The organism is Sulfurirhabdus autotrophica (assembly GCF_004346685.1).
Taxonomy (GTDB): Bacteria; Pseudomonadota; Gammaproteobacteria; order Burkholderiales; family SMCO01; genus Sulfurirhabdus; species Sulfurirhabdus autotrophica.
Genome location: NZ_SMCO01000007.1, coordinates 75,255 through 99,010, shown reverse-complemented (window position 1 = coordinate 99,010; position 23,756 = coordinate 75,255). Strand labels below are relative to the sequence as shown.

Annotated in this window: 22 protein-coding genes; 8 read left to right on the top strand and 14 right to left on the bottom strand. The window is 47.0% G+C overall.

Annotated elements, in window-relative coordinates; all coding sequences use genetic code 11:
- Positions 1-83 precede the first annotated feature (83 nt).
- Positions 84-731, bottom strand: a complete 648-nt coding sequence (locus tag EDC63_RS09105) for a class I SAM-dependent methyltransferase (protein ID WP_124945236.1) — start codon at positions 729-731, stop codon at positions 84-86.
- Between the two features lie 294 nt (positions 732-1,025).
- A complete protein-coding gene (locus EDC63_RS09100; protein WP_124945235.1) occupies positions 1,026-1,772 on the bottom strand; it encodes a response regulator transcription factor in 747 nt (248 codons plus the stop codon).
- A gap of 161 nt (positions 1,773-1,933) precedes the next feature.
- On the opposite strand from EDC63_RS09100, the gene EDC63_RS09095 reads away from it, so the two are divergent.
- The 3 genes from EDC63_RS09095 to EDC63_RS09085 all read left to right on the top strand — a co-directional run bounded on the left by EDC63_RS09095 (position 1,934) and on the right by EDC63_RS09085 (position 5,681).
- A complete protein-coding gene (locus EDC63_RS09095; RefSeq protein ID WP_124945234.1) occupies positions 1,934-3,250 on the top strand; it encodes an enoyl ACP reductase FabMG family protein in 1,317 nt (438 codons plus the stop codon).
- A 533-nt stretch (positions 3,251-3,783) separates the two neighbouring features.
- Positions 3,784-5,097 (top strand): DUF2157 domain-containing protein, encoded by a 1,314-nt coding sequence (locus tag EDC63_RS09090; RefSeq protein WP_124945233.1) that lies wholly within the window; start codon positions 3,784-3,786, stop codon positions 5,095-5,097.
- Positions 5,094-5,681, top strand: a complete 588-nt coding sequence (locus tag EDC63_RS09085) for a GDYXXLXY domain-containing protein (RefSeq protein ID WP_124945232.1) — start codon at positions 5,094-5,096, stop codon at positions 5,679-5,681. Before EDC63_RS09090 ends, EDC63_RS09085 begins: the two co-directional genes overlap by 4 nt.
- A gap of 278 nt (positions 5,682-5,959) precedes the next feature.
- On the opposite strand, the gene EDC63_RS09080 is transcribed toward EDC63_RS09085, so the two are convergent.
- From EDC63_RS09080 to lptM, 10 genes are all read right to left on the bottom strand, one after another.
- Positions 5,960-6,982 (bottom strand): molybdate ABC transporter substrate-binding protein, encoded by a 1,023-nt coding sequence (locus EDC63_RS09080; protein ID WP_124945231.1) that lies wholly within the window; start codon positions 6,980-6,982, stop codon positions 5,960-5,962.
- 198 nt (positions 6,983-7,180) lie between these two features.
- Positions 7,181-8,320, bottom strand: coding sequence for an ABC transporter permease (locus EDC63_RS09075; protein WP_124945230.1), 1,140 nt, complete (start codon positions 8,318-8,320; stop codon positions 7,181-7,183).
- Entirely contained in the window at positions 8,317-9,246 is a 930-nt protein-coding gene (locus EDC63_RS09070; RefSeq protein WP_124945229.1) for an ABC transporter ATP-binding protein, read from the bottom strand. The genes EDC63_RS09075 and EDC63_RS09070 overlap by 4 nt, the downstream gene beginning before the upstream one ends.
- Before the next feature lie 5 nt (positions 9,247-9,251).
- Entirely contained in the window at positions 9,252-10,199 is a 948-nt protein-coding gene (locus tag EDC63_RS09065; RefSeq protein WP_124945283.1) for an HlyD family secretion protein, read from the bottom strand.
- Positions 10,200-10,270: 71 nt separating this feature from the next.
- On the bottom strand, positions 10,271-13,342 hold the full coding sequence (locus EDC63_RS09060) for an efflux RND transporter permease subunit (protein WP_124945228.1): 3,072 nt from the start codon (positions 13,340-13,342) through the stop codon (positions 10,271-10,273).
- Complete coding sequence (locus tag EDC63_RS09055) at positions 13,339-14,442, bottom strand: efflux RND transporter periplasmic adaptor subunit (protein ID WP_124945227.1); 1,104 nt, start codon at positions 14,440-14,442, stop codon at positions 13,339-13,341. Before EDC63_RS09055 ends, EDC63_RS09060 begins: the two co-directional genes overlap by 4 nt.
- 11 nt (positions 14,443-14,453) lie before the next feature.
- On the bottom strand, positions 14,454-15,104 hold the full coding sequence (locus EDC63_RS09050) for a TetR/AcrR family transcriptional regulator (protein ID WP_124945226.1): 651 nt from the start codon (positions 15,102-15,104) through the stop codon (positions 14,454-14,456).
- A gap of 435 nt (positions 15,105-15,539) precedes the next feature.
- Complete coding sequence (locus EDC63_RS09045) at positions 15,540-16,094, bottom strand: hypothetical protein (protein ID WP_189943303.1); 555 nt, start codon at positions 16,092-16,094, stop codon at positions 15,540-15,542.
- 384 nt (positions 16,095-16,478) lie between these two features.
- Positions 16,479-17,729 carry a diaminopimelate decarboxylase gene (gene lysA / locus EDC63_RS09040; RefSeq protein ID WP_124945225.1) on the bottom strand — a complete coding sequence of 417 codons (1,251 nt, stop codon included), beginning with the start codon at positions 17,727-17,729 and terminating at the stop codon, positions 16,479-16,481.
- A 24-nt stretch (positions 17,730-17,753) separates the two neighbouring features.
- Positions 17,754-17,918, bottom strand: coding sequence for an LPS translocon maturation chaperone LptM (lptM, locus tag EDC63_RS09035; protein ID WP_124945224.1), 165 nt, complete (start codon positions 17,916-17,918; stop codon positions 17,754-17,756).
- A gap of 59 nt (positions 17,919-17,977) precedes the next feature.
- Here lptM and cyaY point away from each other — a divergent pair, with 59 nt between their 5' ends.
- Entirely contained in the window at positions 17,978-18,301 is a 324-nt protein-coding gene (gene cyaY, locus EDC63_RS09030; RefSeq protein ID WP_124945223.1) for an iron donor protein CyaY, read from the top strand.
- 84 nt (positions 18,302-18,385) lie between these two features.
- On the top strand, positions 18,386-18,958 hold the full coding sequence (locus EDC63_RS09025) for a MarR family winged helix-turn-helix transcriptional regulator (protein WP_124945222.1): 573 nt from the start codon (positions 18,386-18,388) through the stop codon (positions 18,956-18,958).
- Positions 18,959-19,001: 43 nt separating this feature from the next.
- On the opposite strand, the gene argH is transcribed toward EDC63_RS09025, so the two are convergent.
- On the bottom strand, positions 19,002-20,405 hold the full coding sequence (gene argH / locus EDC63_RS09020; protein ID WP_124945221.1) for an argininosuccinate lyase: 1,404 nt from the start codon (positions 20,403-20,405) through the stop codon (positions 19,002-19,004).
- Positions 20,406-20,436: 31 nt separating this feature from the next.
- Between argH and EDC63_RS09015 the strand changes: the two genes are divergently transcribed.
- Positions 20,437-21,453 (top strand): sensor histidine kinase, encoded by a 1,017-nt coding sequence (locus EDC63_RS09015; RefSeq protein WP_124945220.1) that lies wholly within the window; start codon positions 20,437-20,439, stop codon positions 21,451-21,453.
- Between the two features lie 20 nt (positions 21,454-21,473).
- Positions 21,474-22,220, top strand: coding sequence for a LytR/AlgR family response regulator transcription factor (locus tag EDC63_RS09010; RefSeq protein ID WP_262982414.1), 747 nt, complete (start codon positions 21,474-21,476; stop codon positions 22,218-22,220).
- Between the two features lie 34 nt (positions 22,221-22,254).
- Here the strand turns inward: EDC63_RS09010 and EDC63_RS09005 are convergent, their stop codons facing one another.
- On the bottom strand, positions 22,255-22,737 hold the full coding sequence (locus EDC63_RS09005; RefSeq protein WP_124945218.1) for a thioredoxin fold domain-containing protein: 483 nt from the start codon (positions 22,735-22,737) through the stop codon (positions 22,255-22,257).
- Positions 22,738-22,868: 131 nt separating this feature from the next.
- On the opposite strand from EDC63_RS09005, the gene hemC reads away from it, so the two are divergent.
- A complete protein-coding gene (hemC, locus tag EDC63_RS09000) occupies positions 22,869-23,753 on the top strand; it encodes a hydroxymethylbilane synthase (RefSeq protein ID WP_370685861.1) in 885 nt (294 codons plus the stop codon).
- Positions 23,754-23,756 lie beyond the last annotated feature (3 nt).

The window sequence follows — 23,756 nt, the reverse complement described above, 5'->3', positions numbered from 1 at the left end:
TTTTATCACATCAAGTTATTATTAGCGATGCCCATGCTTATGCAAACAGGCATAAGCAAAGCAACGAATAAATAACTGAGATTTTATTCTGTTACAACGGGCAAAAGCGGCTTGCGCCACACACTCGCCAGCCAGGGCTGTTGCTCTATGGGCACGCCAGGTGGCCGGTAGTAATGGGTCAGTTCAACAAACCCTGCATTGGTCATGAATATGCGCCAGGATTCAAGGTCGTGGTAGGCACCATATCTCCCTCTATTCCAGCCTTCCTGATTATTGCCACGAGGGTTCGAGCTGAACAAAACACCATTTGGTTTTAGTGTGGCATAAAGCTCGGACAATACACGAGGCAACGCCTGGCTGGGTACATGAAACAGCGAAGCGTTAGCAAAAACACCATCAAAATGATCTGCAGGCAGGTCGAGGTTAATCAAATTTTGCAACCAGACATCACAACCGCTATACGTCCGCGCCATTTCAACAAAACGAACACCGCCTTCCAGACCCACAGCAATGTGTCCTTGTTCTCTGAAAACTTTCAGATCACGCCCCGGCCCACAACCAACATCCAGTATGGTAAAAGGCAACGCCCCTTCAATGTACTGCAACAATGCCGCGATATTCTGACTGACATCATGGCCAATTGTGCCTTCAAAAAAATCATCAGCCTGTTGATTATAGTACTCAAGTGTAAGGGCAGCGGCCTCTTCCAGTTCTTGCGGTTTCAGTTTCATTTCTACCTGGTATTTATGGTTTTTTCAAAAACACCCCTCATCGCATAAGAAAGTGGGCACAGAAACATAAGATAACATTTGTTCGCGTTTCCGGAAGCATTGAAGATTAACCGCGGAGACGCAGAGGCGCTGAGGTGACGGGCCATTCAATATATAATTTGTGACGCTTTGCTTCATGGCGACATTTCACTCGCCCAAAACATTTCCTTTCTCCGTGCCTCAGCGCCTCTGCGGTTAATTAAGTCTTACTGAAATTGTAATTTTGCGTCAGACTGGATTAATATTTCACCCCCATTACCAGCCAAGCACCTCCAGCAGATTGTTCGTCAGTTTTTCCGGACGGAATGGTTTAAAAATATAGCCATCCGCACCGCTGATCAAGCCTTCCATCACATCCTCATCGCTCACCCGTGAAGTCACCATGACCACGCGCAGATTCGCCGTTCTTGCCTTGGCGCGCAGGGTACGCAGCGTTTCAAATCCATCTATACCGGGCAACACGATATCGAGAATGACAACATCCGGCAGCGCACCTGTTTCTAACTTTTCGAGTGCCAGTTCGCCTGAACTCACATGGCTCAACTTATACCCTTCTCTTCTGAGCAAAGCTATTTCCAGCTGAGCCAATTGCGGGTCATCCTCGACAATCAGGATACTCGCGTTTATGGGCTTGGACTGCCCCGCACTTCCTGAAGAGCAATACCCCACATTTGCCAAGTCTTTCGTCATGCGCTGCGCCTTGGCCCACTCCTGCAAACCCTCTACAGGGTCGAGCATCACCACACCGGCGTTGCTCGCGGGGGCATGAATCGTTTGCAGTTCACTAGCCAATGCCTTGGCATAACCTGCATGCAAAAGCCAGTCAAACGCCTGCTTCACTTGTTCGCTGCTTAACTCAGGGCATCGCATATGCACCTCTATTGCACTGGACTTACCATCCACCTGGGCAAGCACACTTGCTGCAACAGAAGGTATTTCAGACGTACCCGTGTTAATGGCGCGCAGCCCTTTGCCGGTTTTACTGTATATATATTCATCCATGATTCTTAGCCATTCATATTGTCGAGAAAGACAATCCGGGAATAATTTGTTTTATTTAAGGTCCTCCTACATTATAAGCGCTGAAATTCATCATTCGTCGTTTTTCATGCTTCCAAATGAGAATTTGATACAATACGCAATTCCGTTTGAGGCTATTACCTATGATTGCACCTTTTCCCTTAAGAGATATTCCACAGAAAAATATTTTTCGCAAAGGAGATGTTTTCGTACTGTTCGGTGAACTCTTTGGGCGAGGTTACGCTAACGGACTGGTAAACGAAGCCCGCAAAGCCGGTATGACGATAATCGGCGTTACCGTCGGCCGCCGCGATGAAAACAACGCTTTACGGCCGCTCACGGACGAAGAATTGGCTACGGCCGAAGAAAATCTCGGCAGCAAAATCATCAACATACCGCTAATGGCCGGATTTGATCTGGATGCGCCAACTGGCGAACTCACACCAACCGATATGCTTGCTGGCATGACCCTGAAAAGCTGGCAAGATGACAAGCTCGATTTCAAACACATCGAAAAATGCCGCGAAGTGGGTGTAAAACGCGTAAAAGATTCTATTGCACAAGTCATGAGCCAAATTGATGGCATGATTGCAGATGGCAGCAACGTCTTCTTTGCTCATACCATGGCTGGTGGCATCCCAAAGGTGAAGGTTTTCCTTGCTATTGCCAACCGAATCTACAAAGGTCGCGGCGAGCGCTTCCTGTCTTCGCGCGCGCTGCTGGAAAGTGATCTTGGCAAGCTGATCCTGATGAATTTTGACGAAGTGACGGCCAACACGTTTCAATACCTTATTGAAGGTAGTGCCGCTATCCGCGAACGGATGGAAAAAACCGGCGGCCAGGTACGTTACACTGCCTATGGCTATCATGGCACAGAAATTCTTATCGACGGAAAGTACCAGTGGCAAACCTATACCAACTATACCCAGGGCAAAGCCAAAATGCGCCTGGAGCATATTGCAGAAGACGCATGGAGCAAAGGTATCAAGGCCACAGTATTCAACTGCCCTGAAATACGCACCAACTCCTCTGATATTTTCGTTGGGGTTGAACTTTCCCTCTTTCCACTACTTAGGTCGCTGAAGAAAGAAGGCGGCGGTGCTTGGGTAGACGCGCAGTGGCAAGCTTGCCATGCGTTATTGCAAGAAGGGTCTTCGCTTGAAGATCTGTTACAGAAAATTGATGATTACAATAAAAACGGTGTCATCACCGAATTCCGTAATTTTGAAGCCTGGCCAATGGATAACTCCGCACCCCTAGCAGATATCATGATTGGTACGTCAGACGAAATCACCCAAATGCATATCGACCGTAAAGCACTGATAACCGATCTGTTGAGTGCTCTGGTACTGGAAGGAACCGGGCCGCTGATGTTCCACGCAGCATCTGACCCATCTGCACCGGTTGTGTGGCTGAATCATGACATTATTGCCAAACAGCTTAATTTGATACATGGTTGAAGCTCACAGGTAAATACTTCCCCCTCACCTTTCTGGTGAGGGTATACGTTTCAAAAGTAGAATCGATTTTTACTTCAACTCAAGAATTATCAAATGCAAAGTCCAACCTCGAAAGTGTGAATCTCATACAACGCAATACCCTTTGGACTTTTAAACCCACATCCCCACTTCAGCTTTGAACTCTGATAGAAAATTTTTGCGTTCTAACAAGTCATTAAGCAAGATCAATAGCAAGCTTCTTGAGTTATGTTATTATCATTTTATCATTGATTCATTTTAGCAATCTTTTGATGCCATAGCTGAAAGGGTCGAAAAAGGTCAGCTAGTCCGCCTGGATGATTTGTTGTATACGGAGCGTGGCGAGGTTAAAGAGTGAGCAAACTAGGATAAAAGCTTCCTGCCATCCGTGTTCATTCAAACTGCATTATTTCAATCATGCAGTTTGAAGGTATCCCGAGTGTGGTACCAAATAAATAAACACTCGCGCGAATTCAGCGCTGATATAGATTAAAAGCATCTTGGTGAGAGGAACGATGAGCGACAAGGGATTCAGTAAACGGCTTGCGCAGGAATTACCGCGCTGGCAACAAGAAGGATGGGTGGCCGCCGAAGGTGCGCAGGCTATCCTTAACGACATTGCTACCCGGCAGCCTAAACTGGTTTGGGCTTCTTCACTGGCACTGATTGGCGCGCTCTTGCTTGGTGTTGGTGTCATCACCTGGTTTGCCGCTCACTGGAACGAGATGAATAAGCTCACCAAGCTTGTGCTTATCCTGGTTTCCCTCACCGCCAGTCATATCGCACATGGCTTCTGCCTTACCCGTGGCGCTCTGCCCAAACTGGCACAAGGTATGGCGCTCCTTTCGGTCTTATTCTTTGGCGCAGCGATCATGCTGATTGGTCAGATTTACCATATCGATGCACACTTCCCCGACGGAATCGCGATGTGGGCGGCTGGTGGCTTGCTGACCGCATGGCTGCTAGAATCCCAACCCGCATTGGTGGCCTCAATCGCGCTGGCTGCACTGTGGACATGGAACGAGCAATTTGATTACCGGATGATGAACTGGCCGCTACTGGGCTATTTATTGCTTGCTGCCGTGCCGCTCTTACGCCACGAATGGCATATTGCGGCCCGTGGATGGGGCGCGCTCTTTATCCTCTGGATGGTCGGCTGGCATGCCCAGCCATGGTTTGGCGGTTCATGGGAGTCATACGATCACATGCGCCTGTTTGCACTGCAGGTGCTGGGCATTACGGGCTGCTGGGCGCTCGCGCAAGCCAGCGAACATCCGTTCGCCCGTGCAGTGCGCGCTGACTTTTTACTTGCTGCGCTGGCAGGGGCCTTCGTTTTCACCTTTCCCGACTTTGCGGGGCACCAGGCCAACCCTGCGCGTGACCTTGCACCGTGGTTAATTGCCCTTGCCGGCACCGCAGCGATTTATACGGCTGGCCTTCTTCGCCTTACCCGAAACAGCGAATTATCCACTGAGCGGCTGCGTATTGTCATTGCACTGGGGATAGGATTTGCTTTACTGCTGGCGATCGAGGTCATGGTACCTCGCAGTGGTGGATTGCTTGCGCTGTTCTGGAATGCCCTCTTTCTCGGGATGCTTTACTGGATCGGTGATCTCGGTATCCGCCACGGCGACCGCGCAATGGTGAACAGGGCATTTACCGCCTTTTCAATATTGGTGCTGGCCCGCTACTTTGATACTTTCTGGACACTCCTAGATCGCTCACTCTTCTTCATGGCTGGCGGCGTGTTGCTCCTGGCCGGTGGCGGCTGGCTGGAGCGCAGTCGTCGCTCGCTCATGCACGACATGGCAGACCGGGGGCAATCATGAATCTGTGGCTAAAAATCGCTCTTCTGGCTGGCATTCAGATTTCCGCGCTAGCGGCAATGATCGCCGATAAGCAGTGGACACTGAATACCGGAGTGCCAGTAATACTTCAAACCGAACCGGTCGACCCGCGTTCCATGTTCATGGGAGATTTCGCGCGCCTTGCCTATCCGATCAGCCGACTTCATCTCGACGGCGAATCGGCTCTTGGGGGTGATAAAGACTTCAAACGTTATGACACGGTATGGGTTGCGCTCAAACCCGACCCCAATGGCGCGAAAGCCATCTCGGTCTACCACCAGCGCAGTGATATCCCGTCCGGTCTTCTGCCACTTAAAGGCGAAGTCCAGTATTCCAGCGAATTCGAGTGGGACCGCACAACAAACAAATCAGTTAAGCAACGCACGTTGAATGTCCGCTACGGTATCGAACAGTATTATGTGCAGGAAGGGACAGGCAGACAGATTGAGCGGCCGCAGGGGGGCGAGAAGGTCTCAATGCTTGTCGCAATCGACAATCGTGGAAAGGCTGGCATTCTGGCAGTAATGCTAAACGGACATGAACGGTATCGGGAGACGCTCTTCTGACAATGCCCATGATCATTCTAAACCTTCATGCACAACGTTGAATTTCACAGATCTACTCAACCAAATCTTTTATACGTGACACGCTGACAGCAGGCATCCAATTCAAATGACGGACTGTTCAAATATTTTGAAAAGCTCAGTGTATAAACCGAGCCTTTCAAGTCTTTCCAAACAGTTACTGCGAGAGGATTGAGTCAATATGATCTGCCGTTTATACAATACTGAAACAGCTTTAACCCAAGCCTGTCATCGCAGTCCTGTTTCAAAGGTACAACCATTTACGGAATAGCATGAACCTTCAACTCTTCTTCAGTTGCTTCGATAAAGCCATGGTCTGAGTATGCGGTCTGTCCAGCCTTGGTTCCCAGGAATTTCAGATACGCCACTGCGTTTTTTTCATGGGCTGTGCCGGGGATGTTACCGGCAATATAGTTGACCTCATTCTTCATGCTATCCTTCTCAGGCAGGTTTACTACCCCTACTTTCTGGCCTTCTTTGAGGGCATTCTTATATTCCGTTGCCCACACGATGCCCACATCCACTTTTCCGGCCTTGATGCCATCAGAGATTTCCCGATGATGAACAGATGTAAAGTAAACGTTGGGTGCGCCATAGCATGACTGACAATTTTTTCCGGCTGATAATTTGTCCCAGAGAGCATTATGTTCCAGAACTTTTTTGGCATAGAATTTCATGATGCCTTCCATGATCGGATTTGGCAGCATCACTTTAAGCTCAGGTCGACCAAGATCGGCAATGCCCTTGATTTTTTTTGGATTACCATCCGCGACCATTAGCACCAGCTGGTTGTGCATGTAGGTCACATAGTCTTTGCCTTTACCTGCTTCCTTAAGTTTCTTTACCGAGCCCATGTCCACCATCCCGAATACATCAGGGGTCATCGCATAGTCTTTGTTCATGTAGGACCACCCCCCATTCAGAATGGCGTTCATTACCTTGCCAGGAGGCATGGTAATGACCCCTACCACTTCCTTGTTGTTTTTCTGAAAGGCATGGATTACATCTTCCATGGCAAAGAATTGATTCCCTGCAAGCCAGATGGTTAAGCCCGGTTTACCAGCCTGCATCAATTCAAGAGCTTGCACCCCTTTAACTTCTTTTCCATCAGGATAGAACACCCGTATGTCATCATCCTTGTTAGCAGGGATCGGTTCGAATTTTTGAACTGCTGGCATTTTCTGAGGGGACTTTCCCTCATCTGCTGCGGAAGCTGATTCAACAATAAATCCCATACAAAATATCGCAAGCAGTGATGCAAAAAGTAGTCTGTTCAGTTTCATGATTTATCCTCTTTAGTTAATAAACGTTACGCGTTTTTCTGAAAAATTACGCTTCAGATTAAACCGTAAAATGGTAACCACTAGATGTTTAGATCAGTTTTTTCTGAAGGAAATTCAAGCGTAGCAGGTTTTAAAAATCATGCTTAACAGACGGAAAGTTCATCCAGATAACTGCTTGATGTGAATAATAAAAACGGACTAATCCAGTGTTTTCCTATACCGCTTTAAACCAATACCCACCACAAATAAAATAAACAAACCAATGGGCCATAAATGCGGCAGCGTATCCATCACGCCATTTCCTTTCAGCAAGATGCCACGCACCATCCTCAAGAAATGTGTCAGGGGTAATATTTCTCCAATGGTTTGTGCCCAAGGCGGCATTCCGCGAAAGGGGAACATGAAGCCTGACAGCAACAACGAGGGGAGAAAGAAGAAAAAAGTCATTTGCATGGCCTGCATCTGATTTTTGGCGATGGTAGAAAACATGATGCCCACCGAAAGGTTTGCCGCAATAAAGGCGAGGATTACCAGGTACAACATGGGAATACTACCCAGCATCGGCACATTGAATATCAAGCGTGCAGCGAGCATGATCAGCGTCACCTGTATATAGCCAACCAGTATGTACGGCATGATTTTGCCTGCCATGACTTCAAACGGTTTTACCGGTGTGGCGAGCAGATTTTCCATGGTACCGCGTTCCCGTTCACGGGTCATGGCAAGCCCGGTCATCATGATCATGGTCATGGTTAGTATCACCCCCATCAGGCCCGGCACAATATTGTACTGGGTGATACCTTCTGGGTTATAGCGCCGGTGAATATTTACATCAAAAGCAGCAGGCTTGGGTTGTTGTGTTTGCAAAACCCCTTGCAAATCACGATTGATTGCCGTCTGCGCCAGATTATTAATAGCACTAATTGCATTACCTGTTGCCGAAGGGTCGGTCGCGTCGGCTTCAACCAGAATGCTTGGACGTTCACCCCTCTGCAGTTTTCGAGAGAAATTTTCAGGAATATTGATGACAAATTGCACATCACCTACCGCGAGCATTCGGTCTGCTTCTGCTTCACTGGTGGCCTGTTTTTCTACGACAAAATATTGGCTATTTTCCAATGCGCGGATAAATGAACGGGAAAATGGGCTATGGTCTGCCGACAATACCGCAGTGGGTAAATGCTTGGGGTCTGAATTAATGGCGAATCCAAACAGGATCAACTGCATCATGGGAATACCGACCATCATGGCGAAAGTGAGCCGATCCCGTCGCATCTGGATGAATTCTTTCACCACAATCGCTGAAAATCTTGACCAGGAAAAACGATCGCCTCTCATGAAAAAACATCCTGCGACTGATCCATCATTTGAATAAAGACATCTTCCAGTCCAGGTTTGGCACGGACCCAATGATAGCGTTCATCTTCCTGAAATACGGAAATACTCCGATGCAATAGTTCGGCATCAATGCCACTTACGTGGAGTGTATTGCCAAATGGCACAATTTGTTTGATACCTGGCAATCCGCGCAATTGTTCCGCCAGATGGATCAATTCATCCCCTTCAACTGACCAGGTAATAATCCCTGATTTCGCCACCACTTCTGTCGCTGTGCCATGTGTCAGTAAACTACCGTTAGCCAAGTACGCAAGACGGTGGCAACGCTCTGCCTCATCCATGTAATGCGTACTCACCAGAACGGTAATCCCATCAGCTGCCAGTTTGTGAATCTCATCCCAGAAATCACGCCGCGCTTTTGGGTCCACCCCTGCGGTGGGCTCATCCAGTAACAATAGACGCGGTTCATGCAACATGCAGGCGGCCAATGCCAAGCGTTGCTTCCACCCACCAGAAAGGGTTCCGGCCAGTTGCTTTTGACGTTGGGTGAGGCCGAGGCGTTCGAGACTGTTCTCGACCACTTCACGGCGGTTTTTCATACCGTAAACACGTGCAGTAAAATCCAGATTTTCCTGGATGGTCAGGTCTTCGTACAAGCTGAATCGCTGTGTCATGTAACCGACCTGACGTTTGATTTCAGCGGTTTCCAAAATCACATCAAACCCCAGGCAGGTACCGCTGCCGCTATCTGGCGTCAGCAAGCCGCACAACATGCGTATAGAGGTGGTTTTGCCACTGCCATTCGGGCCGAGAAAACCGTAAATCTCTCCCTTATTTACCTGCAGACTGAGCTGATTCACAGCCAGCTTGCCATCAAAACTTTTACTCAGGCCGTGTACATCAATGACGAATTCACCATTGGACATAAAATTTACAATACCACATCGACAGGTTGACCCGGATGCAGCTTAACTGCGTCTGCGGGAGATGTTCTGGCTTCAATCAGGAATACCAGCTTGCTGCGGTTTTCTTTGCTATAAATGACTGGAGGTGTATATTCGGCTTGCGGTGAAATATAGGAAATTACGGCAGCGATTGCAGGGCCGCAACTATCACAGCTGATTTTCACTTTTTGACTCAGATGCAAACTTCCCAACGTATTCTCAGTGACGAAGAAACGCACTTTGATATTCTCTGGGGGCAGTAGCGAGACAACTGGGCTGCCCGCAGGCACCCATTCTCCTTTTACATATAAGGTATCTTGCACCAAGCCTGTGGCCGGGGAAGTGATGGATTTTTGGGCTAGCTTCCACTCCGCCTGCTTAAGTGTCGCTTGGGCAGCAGCCACATCGGATTCGGCCGCACGGATTTCATCACTTCGCGCACTCAACTGCGCTGTGGCTAATTGTGCATTCAACTCAGCTATACGCGCTCGATTACTGATCAATGCAGTACGCCCTGCCTCCAGTTTTTGCTGAGAAATAAATCCGGTTGCCGCCAGCTTTTCATCGCGACGAAAATCCTGTTCCGACTGTTTCAGTGAAGCCTGAACCTGATCTCGCTGGGCACGTATCGCAGCCAATTCTGAAGGCCGTTTACCCTTACGCAAATTCTCCAACTGGAACTCGGTTCTATGCAGGCGTTCTTCTGCTTCCATGCGCGCTGCTTTTTCATTTTCCTGCTCAAGCACAAAAATCGGCGCTGATTTTTGCACCTGATTTCCCCGCTGCACATTGAGCGCAATCAATGACCCCGCATAGGGTGCGGCCACTCTCAGAAACTCACCTTCGGCATACCCTTGATAAACATTACTCGGCTGTGCACTGCATCCGACCAATGCCAATGAAAGTGCACTCGCAATCATGCCTGCTTTGTACATAATAATTTTTCTCACCATTCCAATTGTATCGGACTTGATTTATAGGTTATATAGTATCGATTCAAAACAAATTATCTTGCTTTCCATTTTGCAATGCCGTTTTCAACTAATGAATATACTGAAGGCACTACCATCAATGTCAGCAAAGTTGAACTGATCATACCGCCGATAACCGCCACGGCAAGCGGACCATTGGTTTCAGCTCCCGCACCCAGACCTGTCGCTGCTGGCAATAATGCCAGAATCACGGTCAATGATGTCATCAAAACGGGGCGCATTCGGATTGGACAGGCATCTTTCAAAGCCGCATCAATCCCCATTCCACCCTCCCGCCTTTGATTGGTCAGGTCCACAAGCAAAATGGAATTTTTGGCCACTAACCCGATCAACAGTACAAGCCCGATCATGGAATAGATATTCAATGTCATGGATTGTATCGCGAACACATTTCCCATCAGCCATAAACCCATCACGCCACCAATAATTGCCAGAGGTTGGGCAACCATGATGATCATAGGCTGAACAAATGAATTAAACTGGCTGGCCAAAACCATATATAACAATATCAGTGCCAGTACAAAAGCAAATGCCATGTAATTGATGGTTTTACTGAACTCTTCTGCTTGACCTACAAATTTTACCGTATAGCCAGCAGGCATGATTTCTGCAGCAACCTGTTTGATACGCGTCACTGCATCACCTAGAGGCACCGTTGGCGTTGCATAGAAGTTTGCGCCATATTGCAGATCAAGCTTGCCGATGACTGCTGCACCAATAGTTTCCTTAAAGCTGGCAACCGTATCCAGACGCACCAATTGCCCATCACGACTGCGCAAATAAATCCGACTTAGATCCGATGGCTGGGTAAACGTCCCCTCCCCTGCTTTCAAACGGATATCATATCGCTCTCCGTCACCGGGCTGGTCGTTATACTTGGCCACATTGATACCACCCGATATCATATTCACTGCATCCGCAATATCCTTGGCCGAGAGTCCTAAACTGGCGGATCGGGTGCGATCTATATTCATCACCAATTGCGGCAGATCCAGTTGCAAATCCAGATCAAGCCGACCCAACCCTGGATCAGACTGCAATTTCTGCAATAACTGCTGGCTCATTTTTGAGACCTGTTCAAGGTTAGGCCCCCTCACTACAAACTGTAACGGCTCACCTCGCTGTCCGCCCACAATCGCCACGGGTGCTGCAAACGCCCGTACGCCAGGAATCCCGGCCAGCTCTTTGCGTAACACTGACAACAATTCATATTGCTTGATATTTCTTTCTTCCGGCGGCACCATTCGCACAAAGGCTATACCCTGATTTACCTGCCCTGCCTGGCCCAATCCAATCGCGGTGAAATAAGTTGCGATCTCTTTGTGACCGGCCAAAACCTTCTGTACGTTTTTCAGTCGATCATCCGTATAGTTTATGCCTGAGCCAAGAGGGGTTTTAAAAAATACCAGAAAACGTCCCTCGTCTTCATCCGGAACAAAGGTCTTGCCAACATTCGCGAAAAAATAGCCACTGGAAAGTACTACCAGTATGGTTGCCACCACCACCTTCCAGCGATGGTTCAGTGCGAAGTTCAGCAAGTGCCGATAAAAATGATCCAGCTTGTTGAACATGTTCTCCAGCCAACGGTAAATTGGCCCATGCTCCTTACTCACTGTCAGGTACCGCGAACAAAGCATCGGAGTTAGCGTCAGCGAAACAAACATGGATACCAGCACACCAAACGTTACAACTACGGCGAAGGATTTAAAAAACTTGCCGATAATGCCACCCATAAACAGCACTGGTGCAAAAATCGCCACCAGGGACAACGTGGCTGCCAGCACTGCAAAAACCACTTCCCTGCTACCATTTATCGCTGAAGTTTCTGGATCCGGGTCAATTTTTTCTCTATGGCGATAGATATTTTCCAACACCACAATAGCGTCATCCACTACCACGCCAATCAGTAATAACAGCGCCAGTAACGTGAGCGTATTAAATGTAAACCCTGCAAAATACATCACTGCAATTGCGCCTAATAAAGACACAGGAATCGCAGCCGAGACAATCAGTGTAGAACGCCAGCTTTTTAGAAATATCAATACCACTAGCGCAGCCAGCAGTGTACCTTCAATCAAATGCTGTTTTAACGCATCCACCATTTGCTGAATAAACAATGCATCATTGGAAGCCACCTTTATTGTCATGCCGGGGGGCAACTGCGGAATAATCTCTTCATCCAGTCGTTTTTTTACCTCGCCCACAATTGCCACAGTGTTGGTATTGGCGATCTTCACAATACCCAAACCAATTGCCGGCTTACCATTAAACCGCGCAAGCTGGCGATAGTCGGCCAAGCCGTCCTCTATGGATGCCACGTCTTTCAATCTGACCGGTGCGCCATCACGATATACCACAATGAGATTTTGCAATGCATCCGTTTGATGAAATTCCAGATCGAGCTTCAGCAATGCTTCTGTTTTTTCACCTACCAAAAATCCCCCTGGCAATTGCAAATGTTCATTATGAAAAGCATCGGTTAAATCTTTTGCCGTGACGCCAAATGCAGCCATGCGTGCCGGATCGAGATTCACGCGTATGGTGCGATCACGCTTTCCACCTAAACGCACTTCTCCCACACCACTGATTGTTTCCAGTTTTTTCTTGATAATGTTTTGTGCGTACAGGTTAAGCTGCTGCTGTGTTCGATCTCCTTGCAGCGCCAGCCACATGATTGGCTGCGCATTTGTTTCCACTTTAGCAACCACAGGCGGGTCAGCATCTTTTGGTAACAGTCTCAATACCTGATTGATCTTGGCCTGCACTTCGTTAAAAGCAACGTCAATATTTTTATCCAGATCAAAGGTAATGGCCACGGTCGACACCCCTGGCGAAGAACTCGACTGGATGTGTTCGATACCTGGCACGCTGTTAAGCTGCTTTTCAATAATATTGGTAATACTGGCATCCACAATTTCCGGGTTTGCACCAAGCTGTGTTGTGGTGATGGAAATAATCGGAAATTCAATGGATGGAAACCGATCAATACCAAGGCGCTGATAACTGATAATACCGAATAACACCAGTACGCCGGACAGCATATACGCCAACACATGGCGCTTGATGGAAAGCTCTGGCAGTGTCATTTCCTGGCCTCAGCATTACTATTATCTGATTGCGAATTCTGTATTTTCACTACCGCTTTATCCGTTAAAAACCCTGCCCCATCCACTGCGACCATCTCGCCTTCTTTCAGTCCGGAAGTAATTTCAACCACACCGCCAATGCGTTCACCTACACTGACCAATCGCTGCATTGCCTTGTCGTTCTCTATCACATACACCACTTTCCCTGCGGGACGTAATACCAGGCTTGCCTCAGGCACAACTACTGCGCCAGGGTGCTCAGCTACAACTAAGGCGGCAGTGACACTCGCACCGGGTTTCCAGTCTCCCGGATTAGCCACTTCCACAATGGCCTCAAATGCCCTATTAGCTGCACCGACCATGGTCCGCACTTCCTGCACTTTCCCAACTACTGATTTATTCGGTGCGGTAGGGGTCGTTAACCTGACAGTTAATCCTGGTTTAATCTGATCTGCCACCCCCTCAGGAAAAGGCAACCGCACCATCAGATTTTGCGATGTCGCCAATAAAAATAGTGGCTTACCCGGAGTGACATAATCGCCCTTGGAAATAAAACGTTGTTCCACCCTGCTGGCAACTGGTGCTACTACTTTTATCTTGCTTAAATTATGACTGGCGATATCCTGTGCAGCGCGCGATGCTTTTAATTGCGCCTCCAATGCATTGAGCAGTGCAACACTGTCATCCAGTTTTGTCGGCGATATAAAATTTTGTGCGGCCAGCTGACGATTACGCTCAGTCGACTTTCGTTGACTTTCAAGTAACGCATCTATTCGCGCAGCTTCCGCCTGTGCTACCTTCAATGCATTACTTAAATCTTTTTTATCCAGTATTGCCAACACCTGTCCTGGTTTCACCAAATCACCCGTATCTGCTAAAACCTGTTCAACCTTTGCAGAAACTTCTGCAGATAGGGTCGGGGCAGAGTCTGTATCTATCACACCTACGCTCTCCTGCAACACTTCAACTGTTTGGACTTGCGACTTGGCAACGGTCACAATCGTGGCAGGCGGCCCTTTTTTCTGCTCTTCGACTTTTTTTCCGCAACCAAATAACAGGCTGGCACTTAACACGATCATGATCAGAGGTTGTTTTTTCATGTTCTTAAACCTTATCCTTCAATTTTTTTACTGCCGTCCACAGGCAAAATGCCATTTAGTAAAATATCCACCAGCATATGACTGTATTGCTCTGGCTTATCTACAAAATTCACATCCGTAAAATGTCTGAGCACTTCACGCGCTTCAAAAAAGAACACATTTGCGCCAATCAACATCACCGCTATCATGGCGGGATCCAACTCTGTTTTTAAAGCTCCGCTTTCCTGACTATTCCGCAATAACCCCACTAATCGAGCAAAATTATTTCCGAATATTTTCCCTGCCAATTCACGACTATGTTCAGGCGCATTTTCCAACACATCCCTTAATACTAGACGAGATAATTGTTCATTCTCCAGAATGCTGCCTAAATGTGCTTTCGCATAGTTTTCAAGATTAGCGACTACATCAGCGCCTTCATGCCCCAGTTTATTAAGCGTTGCGCCAAACTTCTGGTTCGCTGACTGCATGACTGCAAGGTGCAACTCTCGCTTGGAAGTAAAGTGGTGAAATACATTGGCCTTACTTACGCCTGCCATCGCTGCAATAGCGTTCACCGATACGGCATCAAACCCATGCTTTGCAAACAGGAATTGTGCCGCATCAAGAATTCTTTGCACACTATCCTTCTCGCTTTGCGATTCACTGGATGGCGATACCATTTTATTTGAAAGAGCATTTTTCAATAATAGTTAACTCGTTATATGCAACAGACCTTCATAAAATTTGTTGTATTGACCGATCGGTCAGTCAATTTTATGCAAGCACAGACTGCTTTGCAACTTTTTGTTTTGCATTAAAAAACACTCGTCCATTAATGGATTGCGGCAGATTATTTTGATTATCTTAGAAAAACTAAGGCGGAATTCTTGAAGGCGGTTTTTACGAACTTAATGAGAGTACATTTAAGCAATTTGCTTCATTTCACTCTGAAGAATTTACTTATCAGAAAATAATGACTATCAAGCAAATCAATTTGGCAGTCATTAACTTTAGGGGCTGAATAAGCGTCCTAAATAATTGCAGGAGACTTAGAAACAATCAGGGGGAGTATAAAAATACTCTCCCTGATCAATTACTGAAACAACTTAATAGAATTAAGCTGTGGTAGCAGGCTTCACTGCTGGTGCTTTTTTGGCCGCTGGTTTTTTTGCTGCAGGTTTTTTTGCCGTTACTTTTTTAGCTGCTGGCTTAGCTGCAGGTTTTGCTGCTGCTTTTGCCGCTGGCTTGGCTGCTGCTTTAGCTGCAGGTTTTTTTGCCGCTACTTTTTTTGCTGCAGGTTTTGCTGCTGCTTTTGCCGCTGGCTTGGCTGCTGCTTTAGCTGCAGGTTTTTTTGCCGCTACTTTTTTAGCTACAGGTTTTGCTGCTGCTTTTGCCGCTGGCTTGGCTGCTGCTTTAGCTGCAGGTTTTTTTGCCGCTACTTTTTTAGCTACAGGTTTTGCTGCTGCTTTTGCCGCTGGCTTGGCTGCTGCTTTAGCTGCAGGTTTTTTTGCCGCTACTTTTTTAGCTACAGGTTTTGCTGCGGCTTTTGCCACTGGCTTGGCTGCTGCTTTAGCTGCAGGTTTTTTTACTGCTGCTACTTTTGCTGTGGTTGTTTTAGCTGCCGGTTTCTTAGCGGTAGCTGCAGTCTTGCTTTTTTCTGGTGTTGCCATGATCTACTCCTATAAAAAAGTTAAGCCGGTTTATGTTGTTGCCTCTAACATCACAGAGAGATTTTCATCTGCACTTCAAGCGACAACGTGAATCCATTTCCCGGTATTGCACATCATCTTAAGTACCAGTTAATCACAAAGACGGGCTCCCACCTTCGCTTGGTGAGGCAATTCTATTCCAGATTATTAATAAAACACAACAAGTTAATGCACTTTTATTGCATTTAATTTCAAGAAAATTTTCATTAAGTATCGATTCGATACTTAATGAAAAAAGAATGGCTTTTTAAAAGGGGTATAGAGATGGTAACTAAATAGATATTTATTACCAATGCGTTGCGAGCATGCAACAATTTTGATAAAAAAAAGAAAAAATTATATTTTTCAGATTTTTGGCAGCGTTTTTTCTAGCAAAAAAAGCTGTTCCACTGTTTCTCGTTCCCTGATCAAATGTATTTTTTCACCTTCAACCATCACTTCTGCTGCGCGTGGTCGCGTATTATAATTTGAGCTCATACTCATGCCATATGCACCCGCCGACATGATCGCCAGCAGATCGCCTTCGGCAATATCCAGCATGCGATCATGTCCGAGAAAATCACCGCTTTCACAAACCGGACCGACTATTTCATAATTTTTCGGGATGCCATTTCTTTTGTGAACCGGCACAATATTATGATACGCATCATAAAGTGCAGGACGCATCAGATCATTCATGGCTGCATCTACAATGGCAAAATTTTTGTCTACTCCTGGCTTTAAATACTCTACTTTTGTCAATAGCAACCCTGCGTTCCCAACCAGTGCACGCCCGGGTTCAACCAGAATTTTCTGAGACCGCCCCGCCAATTTTTTAAACAAAGCATTTGCATAGTCGGCCACTTTCGGTGGTGTTTCATCTGAGTAGCAAATACCAATTCCACCACCCAGATCAAGATGAGCGACATGAATCCCTTCGGCTTCCAATTTATCCAGTAGCACCAACACTTTTTCAAGCGCATCTACAAATGGAGATATTTCTGTAAGCTGCGAACCAATGTGGCAATCTACGCCATGTATGCTCAAATTAGGCAATCCATTTGCCATGCGATAAAGACGTAAAGCTTCTTCATAGGCCACACCAAATTTATTATCTTTTAAACCGGTTGCTATATAAGGATGGGTTCTAGCATCCACGTCTGGATTCACACGCAATGAAATTGGTGCCACTTTTCCTGCTTCGCCAGCAATTTTATTCAGTTGCTGCAACTCACTTTCCGACTCCACATTGAAACAGAGAATGCCCCATGACAAAGCAAGACGGATTTCTTCTGCTGTTTTCCCAACACCGGAGAACACCACTTTGGATACATCACCCCCTGCGGCCAGCACTCGTTTCAACTCACCGCCTGAAACAATATCGAATCCACTACCCAACCGTGCAAACAAACTCAGAATACCTAGATTCGGGTTTGCTTTAACTGCGTAACATATCAGATGATCATGCCCCTTGAAGGCTTGTTCAAATTCCTGATACGCTGCCGTCAACGCTGCATGCGAGTACACATAACATGGTGTACTGAATTGCGCAGCAATATCGGTTAATGGCACAGATTCTGCATGCAATTCTGCATTCTTCATTTCAAAAATATTCACTTGGGTAACCTTAAGTCAAACGATTCATTGTTTAATTTGTTCTGGAGCAGGCAAAGCTTGCGGTACGACTTCCCCTGTAGGAACAGATTTGGATTGAGCAGGTTTGTTTTCCGGCAGGTAGAGGGGGCCTCTGATACCGCATCCGGAAAGCAAAGTTGACATCAGAACTAGAAAACTGGCAAGCCGCATAGTATTCTCTCTCTATTCTTGCGAAAAATCGTATCTTATCACAAAGCAAAGGCTGAAAAATGACCGAAAATGAATACAACCAACTGACTGAAAAAACTTTCAAGCAGATTGAGGAAGCACTGGATGCTGTTACCCATGTCGACATCGACTATGAATTAAGCGGCGGCGGCATTCTGGAACTGGAATTCGAAAACGGCAGCAAAATTATTGTTAACCGTCAGGGCGCCGTGCAGGAAATGTGGGTCGCAGCAAAATCAGGCGGGTTTCATTATAAATGGCAAGATGATGCCTGGCTCAATACCCGCAACAATACTGAACTGATGAGCGAACTTTCCAGACTTATTTCAGAACAAGCTGGCGTTCCAGTCAAATTGTCTTCGTAAATCGCTGCCCATCCATTTTTCTTGATTATGCTGTAGCGAACCGATACCATGAAATAAATTCATTTCGAAGCAGGTATCAGGCAGATGGATAAAAATACTTTATTATTATCGGACCTAATCGAACGAGTCGGGAACCGGATTCGCGCAGATGTGCGCAATCTGGAAAATGCGCATAATTTGCAACCCGTTCATCTTCAGGCTTTGAAATACATCAAGCGAGCCAACCGCTATAGCAACACCCCCCAAGGTCTGACTGAATATTTAGGACAAACCAAAGGCAGCATTTCCCAAAGCCTTATTCTGCTACACAGAAAAGGGCTGATAGATCGTTACATGGATGAAATGGATAAGCGTCAGGTACGTTTGACACTTAGTGAAGCAGGCGAAAAGTTATTAAAGGAAGTTGAACTGACTTCTAGCTGGCAATCAGCAACCAAATACATCAGCCCCACAAAATTGAGGACAGCTGTATTGGTGCTGAACGAAACCTTGAACAATCTTCAAATCATCGAAAGTATAAAATCATTTGGCGTGTGCAATACCTGTGTTTATTGCCGCCAGGAAAGCAAACGAATTTTCAGGTGCGGTCTGACCGGTGACAAATTAGGCATTACCGAGACTCGTAAAATTTGCCGACTTCACGTGTCCCCGACTTAATCGTATCCCTAAGTTGTTAACTTAAACTAACCAGGTCCGATTTCTAACCCAGCAATTTGCGCGCTCGACCAATCGCAGCCCTGACCTGATTGGGTGCAGTTCCACCAATATGGTTACGACTGTTCAGTGAACCTTCCAGCGTGAGTACACCAAAAACATCATCTTCGATTAAATCAGAGAACCCACGCAATTCTGCCAAAGGCAGATCACTCAGATCACACCCCTTGGTTTCAGCATGACGAACAGCCAATGCAACCACTTCATGAGCATCACGGAAAGGCAACCCTTTTTTGACCATGTAGTCGGCCAGGTCGGTTGCCGTGGCAAACCCTTGCGCTGCAGCAGCCCGCATTGCTTCAGGTTTTGCTGTTATACCTGTCATCATGTCTGCGAGAATTGTGAGGGTATTGGCTAATGTATCCACCGTATCAAACAATGGTTCTTTATCTTCCTGATTATCTTTGTTATATGCTAGTGGCTGGGACTTCATGAGCGTTAGCAATGCGACGAGATGCCCATTAATACGCCCCGTTTTACCGCGAATCAATTCCGGCACATCCGGATTTTTCTTTTGCGGCATAATGCTGGAGCCGGTACAAAAACGATCTGCAATACTAATGAAGCCGAAGCGCGGGCTCATCCAGAGGATGAGCTCTTCTGACAAACGGGAAAGATGTGTCATGATCAGTGCAGCGCAAGATGCAAATTCGATGGCGAAATCGCGATCCGAAACTGCATCCAGTGAATTTTCACAAACACCATCAAACCCCAGTTCTTTTGCGACCATTTCCCGATCAATGGGATAGCTGGTTCCTGCCAGTGCAGCCGCGCCCAGTGGCAAACGATTCACACGCTTACGACAATCCTGCAACCGATCCGCATCCCGCTTGAGCATCTCAAAATAAGCCATCAGATGATGTCCAAAAGTTACAGGCTGCGCTACTTGCAGATGAGTAAAGCCTGGCATGATGGTGTCGGCATTTTTTTCAGCGAGATCCAGAAAAGCCAATTGGGCATGGCGAATCAATTCAAGCAGGCCATCAATAGAAGCCCGCAGGTATAACCGGATATCTGTAGCAACCTGGTCATTACGTGAACGACCCGTGTGCAATCGCTTCCCTGCATCACCAATTAAATCGGTCAGACGCTTCTCTATATTAAGGTGAACATCTTCCAGATCCAGAGACCATTTGAATCGACCATCGCTAATTTCTTGCTCGATCATTGCAAGGCCTCTTTGAATCGCAGCCCAGTCTTCTGCGCCCAGAATACCTGCTGCTTGCAACATATGGGCATGCGCCAGCGAGCCTTGTATATCGTAAGCAGCCAGGCGATGATCAAACCCCACCGAGGCAGTGTAACGCTTTACCAGCTCTGCCACGGGTTCAGAAAATCTGCCAGACCACGCCTTGCTTTCAACTGGAGCGTCATTCTTTTTATCTTGCATAGTGTTACTGCCTTGTTCAAAATGGAAAATTATGGCAATTATAAATCAAAACGACCTTCCAATCTCCCTGCCAAATTTTTGCAACATGGGGACGAGCCTGCGCATCCTGGTTTTTGTGGATGCGGCAAGTGTGCTGGCAGCTGCAGCTAAAGCGCCAACTGTTGCCCTTTTATGGCAAGAATTATTAGCCATATCTGCTTTGGTTCAGCCCATTTTATTACTGAGCCTGATTCTTTTATGTCTTTCAAACCGGGTGCTTGCAAAGATTACTTACCCGTCAGGGGTATTTGCCGTCATTGCGTTGGAGCTGTGCCTGACAACAGCCATCTATATGCTGGACCAACGCTACTTTGGTACTTTTGAAACCAGCGCACTACAGCGAAACTGGTTTTTTAGCGGATCAATGACCGCTTTTCTGCTCGCCTACTTTAATTTGCGTAGCCGTGCACTTTCTCCCGCGCTGGCCGAAGCCAGATTGCAAGCACTGCAGGCGCGCATTCGCCCCCACTTTCTGTTTAATAGTATCAATGCAGTGCTCAGCTTGATTCGCACTGACCCAAAGCGTGCTGAACGTGCATTGGAAGATATGGCTGATCTGTTTCGCGTAGTCATGGCGGACAATCGGCAACTGACCACATTGGAAAGAGAAATCGAGTTATGCAAGGAATACCTCAATCTGGAGCAATTACGCCTGGGCGAGCGGCTCCAGATAACCTGGCATACCGACAAAATGCCCAAAGGGGCGCTCATTCCACCACTTGCGCTACAGCCATTACTGGAAAATGCCGTATACCACGGCATCGAACCTTCCAGCCAGGCAGGTGAGATCACCATCAATATATATAGTACGCGTAATCAAGTAAATCTGGTGCTGCGAAATCCTTATCAACAAGATGGCAATCACCATTCTGGTAATAAAATGGCATTGCAGAACATTCGCGAACGACTTGCCCTGCATTTCGATGCAGAAGCCAGTCTGACAACAAAAATTAGCGGGAATTCATATCAAGTGCACATCATTATCCCTTATGTAACCACGCAAAAATGAACACGGTCCCATTAAAAATCATGCTCGTTGACGATGAAGCGCCCGCCAGAAAACGCTTGAGGGAGTTACTATCGGATTGCGCAGCAGAATTAAATCTGGAAATTGTAGAAGAATCCAAAAATGGTGCTGTGGCTTTGGCTGCCCTTGATAAAGTGAAACCGGATGTCATTCTTCTGGATATCCGCATGCCGGAAATGGACGGGATTGAATTTGCCCAGCACGTTCAGAAATTGCCAGAGCCGCCTGCCATTATTTTTACCACGGCATACGACAATTATGCTATTCAGGCGTTTGAAGTGAACGCCATTGATTACCTTTTAAAGCCAATCCGGGTTGAACGCCTGGCTGCCGCTCTAAAAAAAGCGCAGGCCCTGTCTGCCGCAAGCTTGCTTGCACTACAGCATCTCTCGCCACGGGCACCTGCCAATTTAAGCGTGGTTGAACGCGGAAAAATCCAGCTTATCCCGATCAATGAAATCCTCTACCTTAAAGCCGAGCTTAAATACGTCACAATTAAAACCTGCGAGCGAGAGTATCTGCTGGAAGAATCCCTGACCAAGCTGGAACAGGAATACGCCTCGCGCTTCGTGCGTATTCATCGTAATTGCCTGGTGGCAAAAGAATTTATCATCGGATTAGAGAAAACCGAAGGTGGAACTGAAAACGCAGAATCCCAATCCGGGTGGGTAGTCCTGTTAAAAGGTCTGGATGAAAAGCTGGCCATCAGCCGACGCCAGCTCCACCTCGTCAAGGAAATTAAAAACTGACCACAGCTTCAATCGCGGTAAAAAAATTCCCCGTTTAGTTAGCCCTGATTTTAGCCAGTCCTTGATCAATGGCATTATCCAGATAACCGCCGTAATAATCCGGGGTCAGTAAACCGACAATCGGATCTGCCAATTCATTTCCCTGCGCATCAAATACCTTTATCGTCGGAACCATGCGTACTTTATGCATACTGGCAAACTTGCTCTGCGTGGTTGATCTTCCCTTAAAATCCAGTAATTTTGATTCACTGCCCATATCGATTTGACGCATAATGACTTTGGTATCATAGTCAGCATTTCGCCCCATCGGCAGCAAAAATTCTTGCAATACCCGTTCACAATATACGCAATGCGGGCTCATGAATAACACCAGAATGGGAACTTGTTTTGCCTGTGCAGCTTTAGCTTCTGTTGTAAAATCCTGTACATAAGGAAGACCATCAGCCCAAGCTGCAGGCATCCAGCTTCCCATTATCCATGTTAAAATGACAGCTATTCGTGTTATGGTTTGTTTCATTCAATTTGCGCCTGTTCAAGTTGGCATTAATTTATAATTTTTTTTGGATGATTTTTTTGAGTAATAGTTCACATACTATCGCCAGTAAGCTCGGTACGCTTACCATTGCTTCGCGTGAAAGCGCTCTTGCCATGTGGCAAGCTGAGTACATACAACAACGCTTACGGCAATTATACCCCGAACTTGAGGTCCGAATCTTGGGCATGACCACTAAAGGTGATCAGATTTTAGACATGCCCCTCAGTAAAATTGGTGGCAAAGGGCTGTTCATCAAAGAATTGGAACAGGCTATGTCGGAAGGACGCGCTGACATCGCAGTCCACTCCATGAAAGATGTCACCATGACCATGCCGGAAGGATTTTGCCTTGCCGCCATTGGGGAACGAGAAGACCCGCGCGATGCTTTTGTTTCCAATCAATTTAAAAGCCTGGCTGATTTACCGCAGGGCAGTATTGTAGGGACCTCCAGCATGCGCCGTCAAAGCGTGCTACTTGCCCGTTTTCCTCATCTTAATATCAAGGCATTGCGTGGAAATGTCGGCACCCGTCTAAAAAAACTGGATGAAGGTCAATTCAGCGCGATTATTCTTGCTGCAGCCGGACTCAAGCGCCTGGGATTGGGCGACCGGATTGCCTCCTTGCTTAGCCCTGAACAAAGCTTGCCCGCCGTGGGCCAGGGTGCATTGGGAATCGAATGCAGATCAGATCGGGCCGATTTAATCGAACTGGTTCAGCCCCTTAATCATCCCGTAACAGCCCATTGTGTGAGCGCAGAACGCGCTATGAGCCGGACTTTGGAAGGAAGTTGCCAGGTTCCATTAGGCGGTTTTGCCGAAATAGTAGACGGTGTACTGAAACTGCGCGGATTTGTTGCAAAGCCAGATGGCAGTCAAATCATTGAAGCCGCTGTGCAAGGCCTGCCGGAAGAGGCTGAAATACTCGGTACCAATCTGGCGGAACAATTACTTGCCCAAGGTGCAGGCGAAATTTTAGCCGCACTGGCATTGGATCATTAAATA

Coding starts and splice junctions, on each gene's coding strand:
- EDC63_RS09050 (WP_124945226.1), bottom strand. CDS start 15,104: ATGGTATCGCCATCCAGTGAATCGCAAAGCGAGAAGGATAGTGTGCAA.
- cyaY (WP_124945223.1), top strand. CDS start 17,978: ATGACCGAAAATGAATACAACCAACTGACTGAAAAAACTTTCAAGCAG.
- EDC63_RS09095 (WP_124945234.1), top strand. CDS start 1,934: ATGATTGCACCTTTTCCCTTAAGAGATATTCCACAGAAAAATATTTTT.
- lptM (WP_124945224.1), bottom strand. CDS start 17,918: ATGCGGCTTGCCAGTTTTCTAGTTCTGATGTCAACTTTGCTTTCCGGA.
- EDC63_RS09010 (WP_262982414.1), top strand. CDS start 21,474: ATGCTCGTTGACGATGAAGCGCCCGCCAGAAAACGCTTGAGGGAGTTA.
- EDC63_RS09105 (WP_124945236.1), bottom strand. CDS start 731: ATGAAACTGAAACCGCAAGAACTGGAAGAGGCCGCTGCCCTTACACTT.
- EDC63_RS09070 (WP_124945229.1), bottom strand. CDS start 9,246: ATGTCCAATGGTGAATTCGTCATTGATGTACACGGCCTGAGTAAAAGT.
- EDC63_RS09085 (WP_124945232.1), top strand. CDS start 5,094: ATGAATCTGTGGCTAAAAATCGCTCTTCTGGCTGGCATTCAGATTTCC.
- EDC63_RS09025 (WP_124945222.1), top strand. CDS start 18,386: ATGGATAAAAATACTTTATTATTATCGGACCTAATCGAACGAGTCGGG.
- EDC63_RS09015 (WP_124945220.1), top strand. CDS start 20,437: ATGGCAATTATAAATCAAAACGACCTTCCAATCTCCCTGCCAAATTTT.
- EDC63_RS09060 (WP_124945228.1), bottom strand. CDS start 13,342: ATGACACTGCCAGAGCTTTCCATCAAGCGCCATGTGTTGGCGTATATG.
- EDC63_RS09045 (WP_189943303.1), bottom strand. CDS start 16,094: ATGGCAACACCAGAAAAAAGCAAGACTGCAGCTACCGCTAAGAAACCG.
- EDC63_RS09100 (WP_124945235.1), bottom strand. CDS start 1,772: ATGGATGAATATATATACAGTAAAACCGGCAAAGGGCTGCGCGCCATT.
- EDC63_RS09055 (WP_124945227.1), bottom strand. CDS start 14,442: ATGAAAAAACAACCTCTGATCATGATCGTGTTAAGTGCCAGCCTGTTA.
- argH (WP_124945221.1), bottom strand. CDS start 20,405: ATGCAAGATAAAAAGAATGACGCTCCAGTTGAAAGCAAGGCGTGGTCT.
- EDC63_RS09090 (WP_124945233.1), top strand. CDS start 3,784: ATGAGCGACAAGGGATTCAGTAAACGGCTTGCGCAGGAATTACCGCGC.
- EDC63_RS09065 (WP_124945283.1), bottom strand. CDS start 10,199: ATGTACAAAGCAGGCATGATTGCGAGTGCACTTTCATTGGCATTGGTC.
- EDC63_RS09075 (WP_124945230.1), bottom strand. CDS start 8,320: ATGAGAGGCGATCGTTTTTCCTGGTCAAGATTTTCAGCGATTGTGGTG.
- hemC (WP_370685861.1), top strand. CDS start 22,869: ATGTGGCAAGCTGAGTACATACAACAACGCTTACGGCAATTATACCCC.
- EDC63_RS09005 (WP_124945218.1), bottom strand. CDS start 22,737: ATGAAACAAACCATAACACGAATAGCTGTCATTTTAACATGGATAATG.
- EDC63_RS09080 (WP_124945231.1), bottom strand. CDS start 6,982: ATGAAACTGAACAGACTACTTTTTGCATCACTGCTTGCGATATTTTGT.